Below are 16,047 nucleotides of genomic sequence, written 5' to 3' on the forward strand. Positions count from 1 at the left end.
CGGCGCACGCGTGGGACGCGAGTCGGCACCAGGGGGCACGGAATGAGAGCGCACACCGGCTCGGTCGGCGTTGGTCCGGACGACGTCGTCCTGGTCGGCCGTGAGCGGGAACGGATCCTGGTGGCCGCAATGCTGGAGGCCCTGTCCCGCGACGGGGGGCGCGCGCTCCACCTGAGCGGCGCTCCCGGCACGGGCAGGTCCACCCTCCTGCGCTTCGCCGCGACAGAGGCCGCGCGGCAGGGCGTAGGCGTGCTGTCGACGGTGTGGGCACCCGCCGAGCGGGGTCTGCCGCTTGCCGCGCTGCACCACCTCCTGCGCCCCGTCCTGCCCCGCCTCAGCGACCTGCCGGACCGCGAACGTGCCGTACTGGAAACCGGGTTCGGAGGCTGCCTGCCCACGCCGGCACCCGTAGAGCTGGCCGCAGCGGTGCTGCGCCTGCTGACTGCGATGCCGCAGCCGGTTCTGTTGTGCGTGGACGACCTCGACCGGCTGGATACCGCGAGCGGTGACACTCTGCGAGCCCTGGCCGGGCTCTGCGGCGGGACACAGGTGGGGCTGATCGTCGCCGAGCGCGCCAGACCCGGCGTCCGGCCGAGTCCGCACGCGCAGCCGGTGACGCTCGGGAGCCTGCCCGATCCCCAGGCCCGCGCTCTCGTCGCACGCACCGGACGGGTCACGGCACACGCCGAGGAACAGCTTGTTCTCACCGTGGCGCGAGGAAACCCGCTAGCGCTCGTCGAGCTATCCCTGGACGGAGGCCATCTCGGGGAGGCGGCGGGCTTCGGCATGCTGCCCGCGACGCCTCGTCTGGCCGAGGCGTACGCGGAGGACTGGGAGGCGCTGTCGGCTCCCGCCCGCACCGTGCTGCTCACTGCGGCGCTGAGCGTCTCGCCGGTGACCCGGGACATTCTGAGCGTGAGCACGCTGCTGCTCGGCAGCGCCGACGCGGCCCGCGCCGGGCTGGCCGAGGCGGCGGCCCGCGGGCTGGTCGTGGAGGCCGCCGGAGCGGTCGGAGCAGATGAGACTCTTGAGTTCACTGGAGCCGTTGAGTCCCTTGAGAGCGCCGCGGGTCCCGGAGCTGGCCGAGGCGGCGCCGACGAGCCCGCCACGGGTTCCGGAGTCGGCCGAGCTGCGGACGACCGCGCCAAAGGTCCCGAAGCCCGCCGAGCCGCCGACGAGCGCACCACAGGTCCCGAAGCCCGCCGAGCCGCCGACGAGCGCACCACAGGTCCCGAAGCCCGCCAAGCCGCCGGCGAGCCCGCCACGGGTCCCGGAGTCGGCCGAGGTGGCGACGAGCCCGCCACAGTTCCCGGAGCCGGCCGAGCCGCGGACGACCGCGCCACAGTTCCCGAAGCCAGCCGAACCGCCGAGCCCGCCGCAGCCCCTGCGCCCACCGCAGCCCCTGAGTCCGCCGAAGCCTCCGAGGAAGAGCACCGCCTCCGCTTCCCCGAGCCGCTGATACGTCCGGCCGTACTGCGTCTCGAGTCGGCGGCCCGGCGCATGGCCGCACACGCCGCGCTCGGGCGGAGTCTCACCAGTTCCCCCCACGCGGCCTGGCACGCGGCCCAGTGTGCGGCGGGTCCCGACGAAGAACTCGCGCGGCGGCTTGAGCCGTTGGCGGCCGGCCCCCGTTCGGGCAGCGCTGTGCTCGTGGCCCTTGCCGCTCTGGAAAGCGCGGCCCGTCTCTCCCCGGACCCGGAACGCCGGGCCGCACGGCTGCTGCAGGCTGCCGAACTCGCCGGCGACCACGGTCTGGTGGACCAGGCGCTGCGATACGTGCGAGGGGTCGACCCGACCGAACTGGGCGCGTTCGGACGTGCCCTGCTGTTGCGGGTGCACGATCTGCTGCCGGGCAGCAGCGCGGCCGGCCGGGAGCGGATCGCCGAACTGTGCGAGGCGGCACGCGAGGTCGCCGCGCAGGATTCCGCACTCGCCCAGAAACTGCTGCTCGCGGCGGCGCGCAGATGCCGGTGGCAGCAGGTCGGGCCCGGCGAACGCCGCCTGGTCGTACGGGCGGTCGAGGACCTGCGGGCCGGCCCCCGGGACGCGTGGTATCTCACCGTGATGGCGCTGATCGACCCTCTGAAGGTGCCCCACCTGACGGTTCCGCACCCGGTCCCCGGACGGTCCGACCTCGAGGAGCGGAGCCTGCTCTCCCAGGTGACCACCCTCACCTCCGAGTTCGACCGGGCGGAGCCGCTCCTCGAAGAGGTTGAGGCGGCGTTCCGCGCCGCGGGCCGGTACGGACAGCTGCCGCTGACGCTCGTACCGAGGACGATGTGCCAGATCTGGCTCGGTACCGAGTGGCACACGGCCCAGTCGCTGGCCGAGGAGAGCCGGAGGATCGCCGAGCGGACGGCGCAGCCCGACTGGGTGGCGCGGGCCACCGGAATGCTGGGCATCGTCGCGGCGCTGCGAGACGACCACGACAGGGCTCTGGAGTACGCCGCTGAGGTCGAGGAGTCCTCCCTGGGCCTCGGCCAGAACCGGCAGTTGAGCCTGGCCGTCCTGGCTCGTGCGGTCTCTGCGTCGGGGACGGGCCGGTACGCCGAGGCGTACGCCCGGCTCCGCTCCCTGTTCGCCGACCCGACGACGCCGTACGCCTTCGAGCAGTTCTGGGGACTGGCCTTCCTGGCGGAGGCGGCACTGCCTGCCGGGGAGCAGGCCGATGCCAGGACCGTCGTCGACCACGTCGCGTCCCTGACGGAGGCGGGGTGCGCCCCATTGCCGGAACGGATTCTGGCGTACGCCGACGCGGTCCTCGCACCGGACGACGAGGCGGAGGCCCGCTACCGCCGCGCGCTGGGGCCCGGGGCCGAGGTCTGGCCGCTGCTGCACGGCATGACCCAGTTCGCCTACGGAGCCTGGCTCAGGCGCCGTCGGCGCGTCACAGAGTCCCGCACTCCGCTGGCCACGGCCGAGTCGGTCTTCCGGTCCCTGGGAGCCCTGTCCCGCGCGGAACAGTCGGCCTCCGAACTGAGGGCGACGGGCCGGTCGGCGGACGAGCACTCCGCCGGGGACGACATCTCCCGCGTGCTGACACCGCAGCAGCTCGCCATCGCGCGCCTGGCCGCCCGCGGCCTGACCAACAGGGCCATCGGGGAACAGCTGCGCCTGTCACCCCGTACGGTCGCCTCTCACCTCTACCAGATCTTCCCGAAACTGGACGTCTCCTCCCGCGCACAGCTCGCCGCGAGGATCGGCACCGACTGACGGGAGGGTCCGGCCGGTCGCCTCCGTCAGGGCGCGTGACGCTTCCTCAGTGCGCGTGACGGTCACTCAGCGCTCATGACGGTCACTCAGCGCTCATGACGGTCACTCAGCGCGCATGACGGTCCTCAGCACCTCGGCGAGCTGCGCCCGCCCTGTCACGCCCAGCCTGGGGAAGATGCGGTAGAGGTACGCCCCGATGGTCCGCGACGCGAGACCGAGCTGTTCGCCGATCTCACGGTTGGACAGGCCGCGACCCGCGAGCTCGGCGATCCGCAGTTCCCGTGCGGAGAGCAGGGCGCGGGCCGCATCCTGCCGAGGCGCGCCCGGGGCACCGTCCTCGGTTCGCTCCCCGGAGGCCCGCAGCTCCGCGACGATCCGCGGAGCGCGTGCCTCGGCACCCAGCATGGTGTAGCCGGCCGCCGCCTGGCGCAGGGTGGCACGGGAGTCGGCGAACTGCCGCCGGCGCCGCAGCCACCGGCCGTGGGCCAGCCGGAGTGGCGCCTCCAGGAACGGCTGGCGGGACAGGTCCTCGGTGAAGGCCCGCTCGAACAGTGCGTGGGCGTCCTGGTCGTCCGCGAGGACGGCCCGGGCCACCGCGAACCGGAGGGCGACCACAGCCGGGCACTGCGCGCCCAGCTCCGCTTCGAGCCGGTCGAGCGTCGCGAGCGCCTCCTCGGAGGCGTTCTCGGCCTCGGCGGCCTCCGCGAACGGCACCAGCGCGAACAGGGCGGTCGCGCGGGTGCGTGGGTCCGTGAGGAGCGCCGACAACGCCGTAAGCGCGGCCGCGGACCTGCCGCACTCCACCAGGGCCCAGGCCCTGCCGACCGCGAGAACCGCGTCGATCGAACGCATCGAGCGCCTGGCCGCCGCCAGATCACCGGGATCGCCCGGGCGGACTGTGCCACCGCTACGCAGAGCCCGTACGAGATCCTCCAGAAGACGGGCGGCCGCATCATGGTGGTCCTGGCCGTACACCCCCTCGGCGAGCTCCGCGCACCGCCGGAACGCGTGCTCGCCCTGACCCCATTCGCCCCTGGCCAGGTGCGCGAGCCCCAGCCTCAGCAGCACCCGGGGCAGCTCGCCGGCCAGGCCGTGGAAGCGATGGCGACGCTCCGCCTGCCGGAACAGGTCAAGCGCCCGCAGCGGGTCCCCCGCCTGCAGCGCGGCCTCACCGAGGCGTTCGAGGTCGCGTACGGGCATGTCGGCCAGGTGCCGGACGGCCGACACGCCCGCGAGGACGGTCGCGGCCCGGCGGACCGAGCCCACCGTGGCCATCGCGTGCAGCAGCCTGGGGTCGTCCGTGCGGTCCGGCATCCCGTCGAGGAAGGCCAGCAGTGCCGCGGCGCGCTCGTCGTCGCCCGCGACCGCGGCCTCCGAGATCCGGGCGAGCTCCAGTGCGTTCTCCTGCTCGGCGGCACCGCTGGGAGCGGGCCAGGTTGCCGGGTCGGCCGACGGCTGCCCGTCGCCTTTCCCGGTCCGTGTCAGGGCCTCGGCGCACAGGGTGCCCAGGGGGCCCAGCGGCTGGCGCAGCGCGCGGTGCGCCATCGCCCGTGCCACGCAATCCAACCCGAGGACCTCTGCGAGCTGGGCGGCCCGCAGGGCACAGCGACCCCGGTCCGCGGGCGCCGGATGCAGCTCGGCCGCCCGTCGCAGCAGTCGGACGGCCAGCGGTGGCTCGCACTGTTCCAGCGCCTGGCCGTGCACCGCTTCCAGACGGCCGGCCAGCTCCGCGTCGTACCCCTGCACCGCCTGGGACCGGTGCCACAGCATCGGCACCGAGCCGGGGGCCAGGACGTCCGCCAGGGCCGAGTGCGCGGCTCGGCAGCGCCACGGGTCGGTCCCGTGGACGACAGCGCCCGCCGTCGCAGGGTGGCTGAAGCGCAGCCGCATGCCGTCGTCGACCGCCACGAGACCCGCGTGTTCCGCGGGCTCCAGAGCCGTGAAGTCCGGCGCGGTGCCTCCGATCCGCGACGCGGCCGACAGGAGCAGCGGGAGGTCTCCCGCAGGGTGCAGCGCGGCCACCAGCAGCAGGTCCCGGGTCTCCTGGGGCAGTCGCGCGGCTCCGGGGGCCAGGGCGGCGGCCAGCCGGTCGGACGAGGCGGGCGTGGCGGGCGTCGAGTCCTCGGACGGGAGGGGGAGTTCCAGCAGCGCCAAGGGATTGCCGGCCGCGGTCGCCAGCAGTTCGCGCACGGTCTGCGCGTCCAGGCCGGGACGCCGCGACGCCAGCAGCAGGGCGGATTCGGCCGGGGGGAGTGGGCCGAGCGGCAGCGTGGGAAGGCCCGCCAGGGGGGCCGGGGGCAAGCGGTGCGGACGGGCCGTGATCAGCAGGGCCAGCGGATGACCGCCGGTCCGCCTGGCGACGAACGTCAGCACCTCCCGGCTGGGTTCGTCCAGCGCGTCCCAGTCGTCGACGGCGACCAGGAGGGGCTGCCCCGCGCGGCTGACCGACACCAGTACGTCGAGAACGGCGAAGGACAGCCACGCCCGCCCGCCCGGCGCGGGGGCACCGTCGACCAGCACCTTCTCCACGGCGTCGAGCGGCGCGGCGGCCGGTGACCGGAGCGGGGCCGCCAGCACCGGCCAGACGATCTGGAGCAGGCCGGACAGGTCGGGCGGGGTCGCGCCCCGGGTGCCGGCACAGCGCAGCACGCGCATACCGGTGGCCGTCGCCGCGCGCACGGTGGCTTCCAGCAATGTCGACTTGCCGGCACCGGCCTCCCCGCACACCACGCGGGTCGCTCCGTGGGCCGCCCCCTCGACCAGGAAGTCCTTCAGGGCACGCAGTTCGGGACTGCGGCCGAGGAGGCCGGGATCCGCCGGCAGTACACCGCGCAGGGAGGCGTCGAGCGGAGGCGTGGCCTGTTCGTCCCGGGCCGGGGTAGGAGCGGACGGCCCGGTCTGCGCGTTCATCGTGCCCCCTGTTCCCTGTTTCCTGATCCCTGTTCCCTACGAAACGATCCCACCCAGCCGGGAGAGCGCTTCGGTGCATGCTGCCATCCCGGGGAAAGGGAAAGCACGGAAGCGGTCGGTTCGCGTGCGGCTTGCCCGGCCGCAGGGGGGAACCCGCCAGCGGTGGCGGGTGCGCGACGGTAGCGGCGCGGTGGCGGACGTCTCCTCGGGTCGCCTGTCGGTCCGCGCCCGGATACGCGAGTACGAACGTGTGAAGACGTATCTCGAAAGGGGTCTCAGGGCGTGTGTCGAAAGCCCTGGGCAGGCCGGGCGGCGCGTGCCAGCATGACGCCGTGACGCAGATCAGCAAGGGGGAGGACCTGCCGGCCCCCGGACAGTCAGGGCAGACCGGACCGGTCCCGCTGGAGATCCCGCACGGAGCCGTCGGCAAGTCGTCGGGCCCGGGGCCGGACACAGGTTCGGGGTCGAGTCCGGGCACGGGGCCGGACGCCGGTGCGGGACCCGATTCGGGTTCGGGCACGCATACGGGTACGCACCGGGGTTCGGGCAGGGGTACGGGCTCCGCCTCGGACGGCGCGTCGGCCGGGTCCGGGGCCGACGCGCGGGGGGAGGACCGCGCCCGGCCCCCGCGCCGGATCGACCTCGCGGACGACGGACGGTGGGCGGGGCTGATCGCCCCCTCACCCGCTCCGTCCGCCGGAACGGCCCTGTCCGCCGGGACGGCCGCGGCCGCAGGGATCCTCGGCGGGGAGTTCGAGGACATCGTGTACGTCGGCAGGGGCGACGCCAAGTTCGCCATGGAGGAGACGCCTCCGCCCGGTTACGTCCTGGTCGACGTCGCCAGGACGGGCTCGGGCATCTTCTGGATGGACTCCCTCGACTGGAACGGCAGGGAGGCCGTCCACCTCGGCAGAAGCTTCCCGCCCCACCGGTTCGACCGGAGGGTGATGTGGTGCGACAGCCTGTACCCCCTGCGCTTCCGCGTCCAGTGCGACAGCCGGGACGAGTGGGTGGTCGTGATCCGGCCCCTCAGCATGGTGCGCGCGCTCGGCGAGGGGGCCACCGGGCGGGGCTCCGACGTCCTGCTCCACACCGGGCCCGCGGGCGAGCTGGTCTCCCGAATTCGCTCGGCGGAGGGGGTCGGGTGGCTGCGCATCGAGGGCCACAAGCCGCGTCGCCCCGGAGCCCCCGCCCCGTACCCGGACACGCTGGCGAGCGAGACGGGCCGGCACCCGAAAGACGCACGGGTGCTCCCCGAGGGGCCCCTGGTCCTGGCGGTCGTCAAAGGGGACGGCGACTGGTCGCTCGAAGTCCGGCCCGCCCGCCCCGCGGAGGAGAAGAAGCCCGGCCTCTGGAACCGTCTGCTCGGGCGCTAGGTGTATTGACCCGCAGCGTTGTTGACGCGGCTGATGGGCGGGTGGCCGTCGAGTGCGGTGTGGCAGCGGTGGTGGTTGTAGGTGTGGAGGAAGTCTGCCAGGGCCTCGCTGCGCTCGGCGTTACTGCTGTAGGGCCGTAGGTAGGCCCATTCGTCGAGCAGGGTGCGGTTGAAGCGTTCGACCTTGCCGTTGGTCTGCGGCCGGTAGGCGCGGGTCAGCTTGCCCGTGGCGCCGAGGTCGGCCAGGACTGCCTTCCAGGCCAGGCCCTTGCGGTAGGCCCAGGCGTTGTCGGTCAGAACCCGCTCGATGCGGTCGATGCCGTGGCTGTGGAAGAACGCGGCCGCGCGGGTCAGGAAGGCCGAGCAGCCGTCGGATCTGGAGAGCCTGTATGCACTCACCCAGGCTTCGACGGAGGAGTTCAACCTGCTGGAAAGGGAGTTCGTGGCGGCCGGGAGCGAGATCGAGACGGTTGCGCGTGAGTGGATCTGTGACGAGTTCTGCTTCGTCGCGTCGGCATACGGGTTCACGTCCGCGGATGCGGAGGAGCTGACCTCCGGCCGGGACTGGTGAACGAGTACGGGAAGGCCACCTCCGATCAAAGCCATTCGTTGAGAGCTGCGACCAGCACGGTCGCCTCGTAGCGGACGGCGAGCTTGTCGTATCGCGTGGCGACGGCGCGATGTCTTTTGAGCGGTTGATCCCGCACTCGACCGCATGGCGCTCGCGGTAGTCGGCCCGGTCGAAACGCGGTGGCCGGCCGTCGCGGGAACCGAGCTTTCGGCGGTTGCGTGCCCGATCGGCCTTGTCCGGGATGGTGCAGCGGATCCCGCGGCGGCGCAGGTAGGCACGATGCCGGTGCGAGGCGTACGCCTTGTCCGCCCGCACGCGATCGGGGCGGACGCGTGGCCGGCCCGGCCCAATACGAGGCACGCGGACCTTCTCCAGCACCGGCTCGAACTGCGGCGAATCCCCACGCTGCCCTGCCGTCACCACGACCGACATGGGCTTCTTCCCCTGCTCGACGCGACGCGACGCGAGCGCGACGTGCCGGGGGGTGCCCCTATGTCTTTGGTCAAGGTGATCGGGTGGCAATGCGGCCGTCATAAGTGATGACGTGTCTGTTCGGTGAGTCTTGCCGCTGAGCGATGGCTTGGATCCGCTCCTGTGCTCCCCGGCGTGTTTGCAGCTGCCGACTCGGGTCATCGTCCAGCCGGCACAGGACGTCCTGTGGCGCCGGCTCGGAGGCGAGGGATCGCGGATCCCGTGTACGGGTTCCGGCGCCGCGCCGGAATCCGGCAAATGATTGGCGTGGTCATGACATTTCAAGACCCCCATGGCACGCTCCTTGCGCGTCGCGATCCCCGGGGGAAACCGCCTGCCGCCGGACGTGTCGCCGTACGAGATCTCTCCCGCACTTCTCCCGCGAGGCTTCCCGGCCTTGCCCCCCATACGCCACAAGGACGTGGCAAGGAGGAGCGACATGAGGCACATCTCCCGCTACACCGGCATCGCTGCCCTGACCCTCGCGACGGTCGTCGCGGGCACGGTCACCGCCACCGCTACCACGACTGGCCCGACCGCCGAACTCAAGGCCGACGGCGTCATCGTGGTCGCCGGCAGCACCTGTACGTGGACCGGCGCGAACACCAGCGCCGCCCCGCCCAGCGCCCTGACTGTCGACCGGGCCACCGTCAACCGCCCCGGCGGCAACCTCACCTGCGACGGCGGGATCACCGCCACCCTCAACAACAACCCCGCCTTCACCTTCGACGACGCCACCGCCACCGCGCGCACCGACATGATCGACATCACCGGCCAGCAGTCGTTCATCAGCTGCCGCTACCGGGCCACTTCCCTGGTCTGGGACCGTGACGGAACGACCCGCAAGTACGTCAACCGTGCCTTCACCGCCACCCGCACCTCGGGCAGCTTCCTCTGCCCGGCCTCCGTCACCACCCCGGCGGGCGGCGCCTCCGTCACCTTCCGCTGACCCGAAGGCCACACAAGAGATGCCCCACTGCCTTCCGGCGCCCACCGTGTGAGGGCGCCGGAAGGCTCACTTCACCCGAGAGGGCAGGGGCTCCGGCGACCGGGACGCTGTCGTCGCCGGCCTGTCGATGGGGTATCGCCGAGGGAAGCCCAAAAGGGGCCATGGAATGATCTCGAAGCCGTGAAGGCCGGGTTCTCGTGGTCGCCCTGGTGGTGTGAAGGGCTGAGTGTCTACACGGTGCTGCGGTCAAGCTGCTGGAGCGGCGAAGTCGGCGTGCGCCGCCTCGACGGGGCTGCGGCGTCGAGCCCTTCGGGGGTGGATTCCCAGATGTTCTCCCGCTCGGGCTCCGTCATCGCGGCGAAGAACCCGAACAGCAGGCGTCCCGGCCCGCTGGGGGCGTACATCCCCTGGAGAGGCCCGGTGAGCATCTCCAGGACCAGGCCGTGGGCGGTCAGGTGGTTGGCGAGAGCGGTCGGCTCTGCGGCGTCCGCGCCCCAGCCTCTTCATTTCGTTCACCGTGAAGATCACCCGGCGGTGCGGGGCGTGGGCCTTGATCTCCCTCGCGGCGGCGAGCGCGGCTTTGAACTGTGTGCGTACCCGCACGCGTGGGCTGATCTTCTCGGAGAAGATCTTGTCCCGGAGGATGCCGTGTCCGGCGAGCGCGTCGAGCTGCGACTGGAGCTCCTGGGTGAGGCTGGAACCCCTTGCGTTAGCTCTGCGCTTTGAGCGTGTCTCGTGAGGGTGAAGTTCCGTCCCTCGTATGAGTGTTAGCTCTTGCTCTGTCTCGTGTCTCACTCCAGGTTCGATCCGTGATCCTTCATTACTTCAGTTCCGCCGGGTGGGAAGAGTGGGGCCTGTGCGACCGGCCGCTCATCCGGGAGGCCATGCCCGTCCTCATTGACGAGGACCTTTGCTTCGAGGACTCTGCGGGGCCGCGGCCGACGACGGTGATGAACCTCTGGCTCCGGGAGTTACCGGTCAGCGGGGCGCCGTCACCGAAGTCGTGGAGGACGTACGCCCAGGCTCTCAAAGGCTGGGCGGAGTTCCTCGACGCTCGCAGGATTCCGGTCTTCGCCGACCGGCAGCGGCTTCGGGATGCGTTGTCGATGTACGCCGAGTACCGGCTGTCCGGGCCGCTGGAGGTGCGGCTGAGCCCGGCGAGCTGGAATCTGGCGGTCAAGACGCTCTCGTCCTTCTATCAGTGGGCGGCGGCGGAGGGGTACGCGCCGACGGTCCCGTTCTCCTACGCGCGGCAGTCGATGACCCGCCCGGATGGTGCGCGCGTGGAGGTCACCAGGAATTTGGCGACGGTGCGTACGGGCAACGCGCATGCGACGCGCAAATACCTGGAGAAGCCGTACGCGGACCTGCTGATGCATGCCCTGGCGGGCAACGACCCGGCGGGCGAGCGGGACGTCTCGTTCCGGGGACGGGAGACCGGTCGCAACGCGGCCGTGATCGGCCTGGCGCTGTCCAGTGGACTGCGGTCGCAGGAGTTCACGCATCTGACGGTCTACGAGGTGCCGCCGCTGCCGCGCCGCCGCACGGCGGTGCCGGTGCCGCTGGTGCTCGCCCCGCCGACGGCGAAGGGCAGAAAGGGCCGCTCCACGTGGATCGACTACGACGATCTGGCCCGGGTTCACGACTACATCGGCTGGGAGCGGGCCGCGGCGGCGGAGGGTTCGTGGTGGCGGCCTCGTGATCCGCTGTTCGTCGAGGCGCCGACTCACGACGGCGCGCTGATCAACGGAATGCGACGGCGCTGGCACAGCCTCACCCCGGCCGAGCGGCTGCGGCTGGTGGCACCCGGCGGAGGCAGTGCGCTGCTGGCGGTGCAGGCCGGCGGGAAGCCATTCGTCGACTGGGCGACCGTTCTGCGCCGGACCGCGCAGCGGATCCGGGACCGCTTTGAGCCTTCTTTCCCACATGTCCATCCCCATGTCACCAGGCACACCTTCGCGATGGCCACCTTGGAGCGGCTGGTGCGCGGCTACTACCAGCAGGCTGCCCAGCTCGTCGTGGACACGGGCGACGACGCCCTGGCGCTCTATCTGACCAAGGCCGATCCGCTGCTGGTGCTGCGTGATTTGTTGGGGCATACGAGTGCCGCCACCACTCAGGCGTATTTGCATCTGCTCGACACCCAGCGGATCTACCGGGACGCCTACGCGGCTGCCGGAGGAGCCTTGGGTGTGGATGCCGACGCGGTCGCCGAGTTCGAGGGCGAGGTCTGATGCCGGCCGAGATCCAGCAGCCCTTGGCGGTGCTCTTCACTTTGCCGGACGGCGTCATCCACCACGGTGTCCTGCACGATCTGCCGAACCAGCAGCTGGCCGCGGACCTGGCCGTCGGGCTGGTGGCGGCCACGCATCCGCACGGGCCAATCCGGACCCGCTCGGTGGCCAGGCAGTACATGACGACGATGCGCCGGATGGCGCGCGACCTCGACGCCTTGGGAGTCACGGGCGGTCTTGCCGATCTGACCCCGGCCACGCTGGTCCAGTACTGGCTGACCTGCGACTACCACCGCGAGCGGCGCATCCGCGTGGTGCTGAACGCCTTCCAGGAGACAGCTGGAGGACTGGACCCGGGGATCGGCCGTCACCTGGCCGGGCGGCGGATCAACAAGGTGGAGAAAAGCCGACCCAACCAGCCCTACAGCGACGGTGAATGGCGGCGGCTTGAAGCCTCCTGCACCAATCAGATCGCGGCGGCCCGCCGCGCCCACCGTCAGGCGCTGGAGGCAGCCGGCCGGGGCGCCGATCCGTCCGTACACGGCGTCACCTTCGACAACCTCGCCTGGCTCTGGCTCCACGCGGGCCCCGCGGAGGCGAGAAGGGCCGTCGAGCGGTTCGGCAGAGGCGCCGGTGTTGACCGGGCCCAGTGCGCGGCGGTCGAGGCGGCGCTGTTCCCGGCCTCGGAGACGGCGTTCGCCTACCTCACGCTGTTCGCGATGCGCACGGGCATCGTCCCTGACGGCATCGATGCCCTGCGACTCGACGACATCACCCGGACTTCGGCGAACACGGTCCTGCTCTCCTACCGCAAGGGGCGCACCGGGAACGAGGCGCTCAACCTGTCCCGTGATGCCGTGCGGTTGCTGGACCGCTGGCTGGAGCACTCGGCCCAACTACGTGAGCACGCCGGGGATTTGGCTGGTCGTCTGTGGATCTATGTGGGCTGTGACGGGCTCGGGAGAGGGCAGGGCAGGATCTTCGACCGCCCTCGCGGCCAGCGCCAGCGCCGGGTCTGGATGGAGTCCTCGGGCGTACTCGGTGACGACGGGCAGCCCCTTCCGGTGCACGGCGGCCGGGTCAGGGCTACCTGCCACCACCGGCGCGACCGCGCGGCCTGGACCGGACGCACGACGATCGACCCCAACCACAGCGCCCGCGTCGAGGGAGATCACTACCTCAGCTCTCACACCCCGGCCCAGTTGGACGCGCTGGAGGGCGTTATCGAACAGGCCCAGGGCGATGTGCGCCGCAAGGCCGCCCCGCCGGTCGTGATCAGCAGTGAGGACGCTGCCGCGTTCGCCGCAGACTTCCCGAGCCTGGTCGAGGACGCCGGTCTGGACGCGGCGGCCATCAAGGCTCTGCTCTCCGGTGAGCAGGACATGTTCGTCGCCGCGTGCGCCAGCCCGCTCAACGGTCCGCACGCCCCGGCGGGAACCTTGTGTCCGGCCCGGCCCTGGGTGTGTCTGCTGTGTCCGCTCGCCGCGTTCGCACCCCGCCACCTGCCCAACCTGCTCCGGCTCAAGGAGTACTTCTCCCGGCAGGCCCAGCAGATGACCACCGCGCAGTTCCTGCGGATCTTCGGTCCATACACGGCCCGCCTGGACGAGGACGTCCTGCCCCGGTTCGGCCCGGCCGCCATCGAGGCCGCCACCCGGCAGAGCGCCGAGACCGACGCCTTCTTGCCGCTGCACCTGGAGGAACAGCCCCAGTGACCACCGCCCATGCCGCTTCCCCGGCCCTGGCCGGGCGGCGCCCCTTCCACGGTCTGCCGGTCATCGAGACCGCCGGCCTGCGGCGCGAGCCCGGCAGCCCCCGGCCCGTATTCGACCAGGATGTCTGGGACCTGACCGGCCTCGCCGACGCCCCGGTGGTGATGACCGCACACCGCAAGATCCTGGACTTCACCGCCATCATCAACCCCCGCTGGCGGCAGGTTGCCCGCGAGTACCTGATGGCGCGGATGGCCCCGCTCCATCCGGACGTGGCCGTCTTGCCGCAGGCGTTCCGCACTCCACTGAACCCGAACTCTGTCTGGTCCGAACTCAAGCACCTGGCCCTGTGGTTCAACCACCTCACCGCGGCTGGCGTCACCTCGCTGTCGAAGGTCCGCCAGCATCACTGCGACGCCCATCTCGCGGCTGCCTCGCGCAGTGCCACCGACCCTGACCGGCTGCTGTCGCCTGCGACCACGGTGGCGATGGTCCGCATCCCGCAGTTCCTCGTCCTCTATGCAGAGATCCTCAGCGATTGCTACCAGCCGGGCTTCGCCCCGTGGCCGGGCCGCAGCGCGGACGAGGTCACGGGATATGTACGCAGCGACGAGAACCGGGTGCCGCCGGTCCCGGACAACCTGCTGCGACCTCTGCTGGCGAACTGTCTGTACTTGCTGGAGACAATCGGCCCACAGCTGGTGGCCGAGGCGGCCGCGGCCCGCGCCGCCGACCAGCATGAGGCCGCCTCGCGGCGGGGCCTGCTGGTCACTGAGGTCGATGGCCTGCGCGAGGTCATCGAGCGACGGCGAGAGACCGGGCTTCCCGCTGCACGGGCCGCTGAAGCGACCGTCACTCAGCGCTTGAAGCGTGGATGGGACCCGGGCGACCCGCTCCTGCACATGTCGTGGCATCCGCTCGTCGTTCAGGCGGCGGGGGCCATGGGGCACCGCAGGGACCTGGAGAGGCTCCGTCCCGAACTGGAACGGTGGGTGAGTGAGTGCGGCCTTGAACAGCCCTGGTGCCGCGATGCGGCCCTGGTGTCCCGGCACGATGACGGCACACTGGTGCCCTGGGCCCTGCCGATGGCCCGGCACCAACTGGACGCCACGGTCCATGCCGTCACCTCGGCTGCCTACTTCCTCACCTCGGCGCTTTCCGGGATGCGTTCCTCGGAGCTGGCGGAACTGACGAGCGGCTGCCGCCAGCAGGAACAGCGGCCCGGCGGCGGCACCCGCTACCGCTTGGTCTCCCGCCGCATCAAGGGCGAGGCATTCGGCGGGACCGAGGACGCGTGGGTGGTCACCGAAGACGTGCACCGGGCCATCGCCACCGCCGAAGCCCTCACTGGCGCCGCCCCGGGTGAGCGGCTGTTCGCCAAGGCATCCAACAACAGCAACAGCCGCTATACCGCCCTGCGCGCATGGGTGAACGGCGAGTACGGACAGCGGCTCGGCCTGGAGCCCATCCCCGACGGCCCGGTCAACCCCCGAGCTCTGCGGCGCACGCTCGCGATGTCCATCGCCCAGCGCCCGCACGGACTGATGGCCGTGAAACTGCACCTCAAGCATGTCAGTGTCGCCACGGCCGAGGGCTATGCCGCCCGCCCTGGCGGACACCAGGCTGCCTTCGCCGCCGAAGTCGCCACCGAGGAAGAAGCCGAACATCTACGGCTGACCGTCGCCGCTTACGAGGACTACCAGCGCGGGATCCTGCCCAGCGGCCAGGGTGCCCGCGACCTCATCGTCGCCTTCAAGACCGTCGACCAGATCCTGGAACGGCACGACGCCGGGCCGGTCACCGTCATCGACGACCGCCGCGTCGAGCGTGTCCTCAAGGCGAAGGCGAAGACTCTGCACATGGGCATCGGTAACTACTGCTGGTTCTCCGACCCGGGGAAGGCGTTGTGCCTGAAACTCGCCAGCACCCCGGACGCCGACGAACCCCTCATGGGGATGTGTGACTCGGCGCGCTGCCCGCAGGCCACCCACCACCCCCAGCACCGGCAGATCTGGGCCGACCATGCCAAGAACACCCAAGCCGTCTTCCTGGGCAACCCCAGACTCTCCAAGCCCGAACGGGCACGAGCCCAGGCCGCGTTCGACCGTGCCACCCGCATCGTCGCCGAGATCGACACCGCCGGACACGCTGAGGAGGACCCCGCCCGATGACGCAGGAACGCCAGAACGAAGCCGAGGCCAGGATTCGGGCAGCAATGCAACAGCTCCTTGCCGGACCCGTCCCAGAAGGCCTGAAGTGCGACGTCAAGAGCCTGTGCACCCTCGCGGGAGTGCCACGAGCGACCCTCTACCGCGCCTATCCGCATCTGAAAGCCGAGTTCGACCGCCAGCGGACCGCTGCCCAGGATGCCGGACATCGCCCCGACCCGCGGCTCGCCCAGATCGAGGGGCTCAAGGCCGAGGTCGCCAGCCTGCGCGAACGCCTTGGCAGGAGGAACGCCGAAGTCGGTGATCTCCGAAACTTCCGAGCACAAGCGCTCTCCCGCCTCGCCGCCCAGCACGACGAGATCACCGCCTTGCGGCGGGAACTGACGTCCACCACGGAGACCAGGGTCCGCGTGCTGCCAAGCAGATAGACCTGCAGCGTCCGGC

Annotated in this window: 9 protein-coding genes and 3 pseudogenes; 8 read left to right on the forward strand and 4 right to left on the reverse strand. The window is 71.6% G+C overall.

What is annotated here, in order from left to right; genetic code table 11:
- The first annotated feature begins 42 nt into the window (after window positions 1-42).
- Window positions 43-3,213 carry a helix-turn-helix transcriptional regulator gene (locus AC07AW_RS34230; RefSeq protein ID WP_478819380.1) on the forward strand — a complete coding sequence of 1,057 codons (3,171 nt, stop codon included), beginning with the start codon at window positions 43-45 and terminating at the stop codon, window positions 3,211-3,213.
- A gap of 102 nt (window positions 3,214-3,315) precedes the next feature.
- Here the strand turns inward: AC07AW_RS34230 and AC07AW_RS34235 are convergent, their stop codons facing one another.
- Complete coding sequence (locus tag AC07AW_RS34235) at window positions 3,316-6,123, reverse strand: AAA family ATPase (RefSeq protein ID WP_478819381.1); 2,808 nt, start codon at window positions 6,121-6,123, stop codon at window positions 3,316-3,318.
- Between the two features lie 332 nt (window positions 6,124-6,455).
- Here AC07AW_RS34235 and AC07AW_RS34240 point away from each other — a divergent pair, with 332 nt between their 5' ends.
- Complete coding sequence (locus tag AC07AW_RS34240) at window positions 6,456-7,499, forward strand: hypothetical protein (protein WP_478819382.1); 1,044 nt, start codon at window positions 6,456-6,458, stop codon at window positions 7,497-7,499.
- Here the strand turns inward: AC07AW_RS34240 and AC07AW_RS34245 are convergent.
- Window positions 7,496-7,876 (reverse strand): annotated as a pseudogene (locus AC07AW_RS34245) (integrase core domain-containing protein); the annotation flags it as partial. The gene AC07AW_RS34240 and the pseudogene AC07AW_RS34245 sit on opposite strands and share 4 nt — an antisense overlap.
- On the opposite strand from AC07AW_RS34245, the pseudogene AC07AW_RS34250 reads away from it, so the two are divergent.
- A pseudogene (locus AC07AW_RS34250) lies at window positions 7,854-8,069 on the forward strand (DUF5713 family protein); the annotation flags it as partial. The pseudogenes AC07AW_RS34245 and AC07AW_RS34250 sit on opposite strands and share 23 nt — an antisense overlap.
- A gap of 171 nt (window positions 8,070-8,240) precedes the next feature.
- On the opposite strand, the pseudogene AC07AW_RS34255 reads toward AC07AW_RS34250, so the two are convergent.
- Window positions 8,241-8,990 (reverse strand): annotated as a pseudogene (locus AC07AW_RS34255) (transposase); the annotation flags it as partial.
- Between AC07AW_RS34255 and AC07AW_RS34260 the strand changes: the two are divergent.
- Window positions 8,980-9,489 (forward strand): hypothetical protein, encoded by a 510-nt coding sequence (locus tag AC07AW_RS34260; protein WP_478819383.1) that lies wholly within the window; start codon window positions 8,980-8,982, stop codon window positions 9,487-9,489. The pseudogene AC07AW_RS34255 and the gene AC07AW_RS34260 overlap by 11 nt on opposite strands.
- Window positions 9,490-9,719: 230 nt before the next feature.
- On the opposite strand, the gene AC07AW_RS34265 is transcribed toward AC07AW_RS34260, so the two are convergent.
- Window positions 9,720-9,917, reverse strand: a complete 198-nt coding sequence (locus tag AC07AW_RS34265) for a hypothetical protein (protein ID WP_478819384.1) — start codon at window positions 9,915-9,917, stop codon at window positions 9,720-9,722.
- Between the two features lie 381 nt (window positions 9,918-10,298).
- Between AC07AW_RS34265 and AC07AW_RS34270 the strand changes: the two genes are divergently transcribed.
- From AC07AW_RS34270 to AC07AW_RS34285, 4 genes are read left to right on the forward strand one after another with little or no spacing between them, the layout of a single operon-like run.
- Window positions 10,299-11,723, forward strand: a complete 1,425-nt coding sequence (locus AC07AW_RS34270; protein WP_478819385.1) for a tyrosine-type recombinase/integrase — start codon at window positions 10,299-10,301, stop codon at window positions 11,721-11,723.
- Complete coding sequence (locus AC07AW_RS34275) at window positions 11,723-13,438, forward strand: hypothetical protein (protein WP_478819386.1); 1,716 nt, start codon at window positions 11,723-11,725, stop codon at window positions 13,436-13,438. Before AC07AW_RS34270 ends, AC07AW_RS34275 begins: the two co-directional genes overlap by 1 nt.
- Window positions 13,435-15,606 carry an integrase gene (locus AC07AW_RS34280; protein ID WP_478819387.1) on the forward strand — a complete coding sequence of 724 codons (2,172 nt, stop codon included), beginning with the start codon at window positions 13,435-13,437 and terminating at the stop codon, window positions 15,604-15,606. The genes AC07AW_RS34275 and AC07AW_RS34280 overlap by 4 nt, the downstream gene beginning before the upstream one ends.
- Window positions 15,603-16,031, forward strand: a complete 429-nt coding sequence (locus AC07AW_RS34285) for a hypothetical protein (protein ID WP_478819388.1) — start codon at window positions 15,603-15,605, stop codon at window positions 16,029-16,031. The genes AC07AW_RS34280 and AC07AW_RS34285 overlap by 4 nt, the downstream gene beginning before the upstream one ends.
- Window positions 16,032-16,047: the final 16 nt, after the last annotated feature.

The organism is Streptomyces sp. NPDC044003, from assembly GCF_056435185.1.